This is a genomic window from Streptomyces sp. NPDC054863 (assembly GCF_053610825.1).
Genome location: NZ_JBSGZD010000428.1, coordinates 1 through 4855, shown reverse-complemented (window position 1 = coordinate 4855; position 4855 = coordinate 1). Strand labels below are relative to the sequence as shown.

Genomic DNA, 4855 nt, shown 5'->3' with positions numbered 1-4855 from the left:
TCAACGGCGAACGCGTCATGGAACTGCTCACCGACGCCGCCCGCTCCACCCACGCCGCCGTCGTCCTCGTCACCCACGAAGCACGCGTCGCCGCCTACTCCGACCGCGAAGTCGTCGTACGCGACGGAAAGTCCCGCGATCTGAGCCTGGAGTTCGCCGGATGAGTGCACTCGACGACCTGCGCCTCGGAGTGAAGTTCGCCGTCAGCGGCGGACGCGAGGGCTGGACGCGTACGGTCCTGACCGCGGTCGGCGTCGGCCTCGGCGTGGCACTGCTGCTGATCACCACCGCGATCCCGAACGCGCTGTCCGCCCGCGACGAGCGCGGCTACCAGCGCGGCGAGCTGGGCGGCGTCACCCAGCAGCAGGCGGGCCCCGGCACGCTGCTGCTCGCCAGCATGTACTCCGACTTCCGCGACCAGGCGGTCCAGGGCCGTCTGGTGCGGCCCGAAGGCCCGAAGGCCCCGCTGCCGCCCGGCCTGACCGCCTTCCCCGCACCGGGTGAACTGGCGGTCTCCCCCGCCCTGAAGGAGCTGCTGGAATCCGAAGGGGGCAAGCTGCTGCGGGACCGGCTGAACGGCCCGATCGTCTCCGTCATCGGCGACGCGGGTCTGCTGGGACCCCATGAACTCCTGTACTACCAGGGCAGCAAGGAACTCAGCTTCGACCCCGGGTTCACCAACCGCCTCACCGCCTTCAAGGGCGTTCCCCAGGAGGGCCTGGACTCGGTCCTGCTGCTGCTGGTCCTGGTCGCCTTCGTCGTCCTGCTCGTCCCGGTCGCCGTCCTCATCGCCGCCGCCGTCCGCTTCGGCGGCGACCGCCGCGACCGCAGGCTCGCGGCGCTGCGGCTGGTGGGCGCGGACGGGGGCATGACCCGTCGGATCGCGGCGGGCGAGGCCCTCGCGGGCTCGCTGGCCGGACTGGTCGTGGGCGGCGGGCTGTTCTTCCTGGCCCGGTCCATGGCGGGGCTGATCACGCTGGAGCGGATCAGCGTCTTCCCGTCCGACCTCGTCCCTGCCCCGTGGGCGGTGGCCCTGGTCTGTGTCGCGGTGCCGGTGTCGGCGCTCCTGGTGACGCTGCTCGCGCTGCGCGGCGTCGTCATCGAACCGCTCGGCGTGGTGCGCGCCGCCAAGCCGGTGCGCCGCCGGATCTGGTGGCGGCTGCTGCTGCCCGTCGCGGGACTCGCCCTGCTGGCGCCGATGCTCGGCCAGGGCGACACCGAGGGAAACTTCAACCGGCCGCTGGTCCTCGGCGGGACCGCGCTGCTGCTGATCGGTGTCACGGCCCTGCTGCCGTGGCTGGTGGAGGCGTTCGTCGCCCGCCTCGGAAGCGGCCCGGTCTCCTGGCAACTCGCGGTGCGCAGACTCCAGTTGAGCGGCGGAACGGCGGCCCGTACGGTCAACGGCATCGCAGTCGCGGTGGCCGGGGCGATCGCCCTGCAGATGCTGTTCGCCGGGGTCACCGACCGGTACACCCGGGACACCGGGGCGGACACCTCCCGGGCGGACATGCGGCTCTTCGTCGTCCCCGGCAGCCCCGGTGCCGCGAAGGCAACGGAACTGGCCGGCCGACTGGCCACCGTTCCGGGCGTGCGCGGCACCAAGGCCTACTCGGCCGCCTGGATCGGCAACGCCCGCGAGTCCCCCGACAATTTCACCCAGCTGACCGTGGCCGACTGCGCGTCGCTGCGCGAGATCGCGGTTCTTCCGTCCTGCGCGGACGGGGCCGTCTTCCGGTCCGACGGCAGCGGCCCCGAGGGCAACACCAAGGGCTTCACGCCCGGCCACCGGTACTACCTCGAACCGACGGTCGGCATGAAACCCGGCCTGGGCCTGCCGTGGACCCTGCCCGCCTCGGCGGTGACCGTCCGGGCCAAGAAGGACCCGAGCGGCTACCCGCCCTCCGGCATCCTCGCCACCCCCGGGGCACTGCCCGCCTCGGCCAAGAAGGCGTACTCACACACGCTGTACCTCAAGCTCGACCGCTCTTCGGCGGACACCGCGGAGCTCGTACGCAACGTCGCCTACGCGACAGACCCGCAGATCAGCGCCTCTCTCCTGGCGGAACAGGAGCAGACGCGCAGCTTTGACCAGGTCCGGCGCGGGGTGTTCGCGGGCGCGACCATCGTGCTGCTGCTGATCGGGGCGAGCCTGCTGGTCTCGCAGTTGGAGCAGTTGCGGGAACGGCGCAAGCTGCTCGCGGCACTGGTCGCGTTCGGCACGCGGCGCTCCACGCTGGGCTGGTCGGTGCTGTGGCAGGCGGCCGTGCCGGTGGCGCTGGGGCTGATCCTCGCGATCGCAGTCGGCACCGTGCTGGGCGTGGTGCTGCTGCGCATGACGATGCGGACGGTCGGCTTCGACTGGGGCGGCGTCGCGGTGATGTCGGGCCTGGCGGCGGGGGTCGTGCTGCTGGTCACGGCGTTGAGCATGCCGGTGCTGGTGCGGCTGATGCGGCCCGACGGACTGCGGACCGAGTAGGGGTGCGGTCGAGTAGGGGTGCGGTGGCACGTGCGGGTGCGTCGTGGCTGATCGCGCAGTTCACCGCGCCCCTGACCACCCCTCCCCGACCGCACGCCCTCGCCACCGCCGCGCTACACCATCCGTACCGGCAATCCCTCCAGCGCCCCCCTCAACGCCCCCGCGAACTCCCCGAATTCCTCTCCCCGCGCCGTCCCCGCCCGCATCACCAGCGCGATCCGGCGCGACGGTGCGGGGTCGGCGAAGTAGCCCGTCACCAGGTCCGGGTTGCGCCCCGTCTCCACCTGCACCGCCGTGCGCGGCAGGAGCGTGACGCCCAGCCCGCCCGCCACCAGCTGCACCAGCGTCGAGAGCCCCGCCGCCGTGGTCGTCACGGGACCTCCGTCCTCCCGGCCCGCCTCGCGGCAGACGTCCAGCGCCTGGTCGCGCAGGCAGTGGCCCTCGTCCAGGAGCAGCAGCTGGAGCTCCCGCAGCGCCTCGCGCGGAATGTCGTCCCGCCCGGCGAGCCAGTGCTGATCCGGCATCACGAGTACGAAGTCCTCGTCGAAGAGCGGGAGTTCGACCAGACCCTGCACCCCCAGCGGCACCGCGAGCAGCAGCAGGTCCAGGCGGCCCGCCGCCAGCCCCTCCACGAGGGACGAGGTCTGTTCCTCGTACACCTGGAGGTCCAGTGCGGGGTACCGGTCGTGGACGAGCCGCAGCACCGTCGGGAGGAGGTACGGAGCGACCGTCGGGATGACGCCCAGGCGGAGCACCCCGGTGAAGGGGGCCCGTACCGCCTCCGCCTCCTCCAGGAGCTCCCCGACCGCCTCCAGGACCACCCGGGCCCGCACCGCCAGCCGCTCCCCCGCCGCCGAGAGCAGCACCTTGCGCGTCGTACGCTCGACGAGCTGGACGCCGAGGACCTCCTCCAGGGCGGAGACCGCCCCGGACAGTGCCGGCTGGCTCATCCCGAGCGCGCCCGCGGCGTCGCGGAAGTGCAGATGCTCGGCGACTGCCACGAAGGCGCGCAACTGGGCCAGTGTGGGTTGCTTGCCCCTATTTACTACGACCACTGATAACCACCTCCGATCGGTATGACCGAGTCTAGCTATTTCCGCTATCAATGCCTCCTGTGTCACTCTGGGGATCCGTCCACCCCCACAGGAAACCCCTGCAAAAGGGATTTCCCATGTCGCAAGGAGAGCGCGTGCTCACTGTTGGTGACCAGTTCCCCACGTACGACCTCACCGCCTGTGTCTCCCTGGAGGCCGGCAACGAGTTCGAGCAGATCAACCACAAGTCCTACGAGGGCAAGTGGCGCGTCGTCTTCGCGTGGCCCAAGGACTTCACCTTCGTCTGCCCGACCGAGATCGCCGCGTTCGGCAAGCTGAACGAGGAGTTCGCGGACCGTGACGCGCAGGTCCTGGGCTTCTCCGGTGACTCCGAGTTCGTGCACCACGCCTGGCGCAAGGACCACCCGGACCTGACCGACCTGCCCTTCCCGATGCTGGCCGACTCGAAGCACGAGCTCATGCGTGACCTCGGCATCGAGGGCGAGGACGGCTTCGCGCAGCGCGCCGTCTTCATCGTCGACCCGAACAACGAGATCCAGTTCACGATGGTGACCGCCGGTTCCGTCGGCCGGAACCCGAAGGAGGTCCTCCGGGTCCTCGACGCGCTCCAGACCGACGAGCTGTGCCCGTGCAACTGGACCAAGGGCGAGAACACCCTGGACCCGGTCGCGCTGCTCTCGGGCGAGTAGGAACCCCCGAAGCAAGCCCGCCCGTACGGACCACAGAACGGACTGATCTGACATGGCACTCGACGAACTGAAGTCCGCCATTCCGGACTACGCCAAGGACCTGCGCCTCAACCTGGGCTCGGTCATCGGCAACAGCGACCTCCCGCAGCAGCAGCTGTGGGGCACCGTGCTGGCCTGCGCGATCGCCTCGCGCTCGCCGAAGGTGCTGCGCGAGCTGGAGCCCGAGGCGAAGGCGAACCTCTCCGCCGAGGCGTTCACGGCGGCCAAGTCCGCCGCCGCGATCATGGCGATGAACAACGTCTTCTACCGCACGCGCCACCTGCTCTCCGACCCGGAGTACGGGAACCTGCGCGCCGGTCTGCGGATGAACGTCATCGGCAACCCGGGTGTCGAGAAGGTCGACTTCGAACTGTGGTCCCTCGCGGTCTCCGCGATCAACGGCTGCGGCCAGTGCCTGGACTCGCACGAGCAGGTCCTGCGCAAGGCCGAGGTCTCCCGCGAGACCATCCAGGAGGCCGTCAAGATCGCCGCGGTGATCCAGGCGGCCGGCGTGACCCTCGACTCCGAGGCCAGCCTCGCCGGCGCCTGAGGCAAGGCACAGCCTGGCCGAGTAGTACGAGTACGTACGTGAGAGG

The 4855-nt window shown here is 70.7% G+C and carries 4 protein-coding genes; 3 read left to right on the top strand and 1 reads right to left on the bottom strand.

All coding sequences use genetic code 11. The annotated features are described in order from the left end of the window. The first annotated feature begins 160 nt into the window (after window positions 1-160). Window positions 161-2476 (top strand): FtsX-like permease family protein, encoded by a 2316-nt coding sequence (locus ACWGIG_RS36970; RefSeq protein ID WP_453326101.1) that lies wholly within the window; start codon window positions 161-163, stop codon window positions 2474-2476. A gap of 113 nt (window positions 2477-2589) precedes the next feature. On the opposite strand, the gene ACWGIG_RS36965 is transcribed toward ACWGIG_RS36970, so the two are convergent. Next, window positions 2590-3531, bottom strand: coding sequence for a hydrogen peroxide-inducible genes activator (locus ACWGIG_RS36965; protein WP_453326100.1), 942 nt, complete (start codon window positions 3529-3531; stop codon window positions 2590-2592). Window positions 3532-3665: 134 nt separating this feature from the next. Here ACWGIG_RS36965 and ACWGIG_RS36960 point away from each other — a divergent pair, with 134 nt between their 5' ends. Both ACWGIG_RS36960 and ACWGIG_RS36955 read left to right on the top strand, forming a co-directional pair. Next, entirely contained in the window at window positions 3666-4220 is a 555-nt protein-coding gene (locus tag ACWGIG_RS36960; protein WP_453326099.1) for a peroxiredoxin, read from the top strand. Window positions 4221-4272: 52 nt separating this feature from the next. After that, entirely contained in the window at window positions 4273-4809 is a 537-nt protein-coding gene (locus tag ACWGIG_RS36955; protein ID WP_453326098.1) for an alkyl hydroperoxide reductase, read from the top strand. Window positions 4810-4855 lie beyond the last annotated feature (46 nt).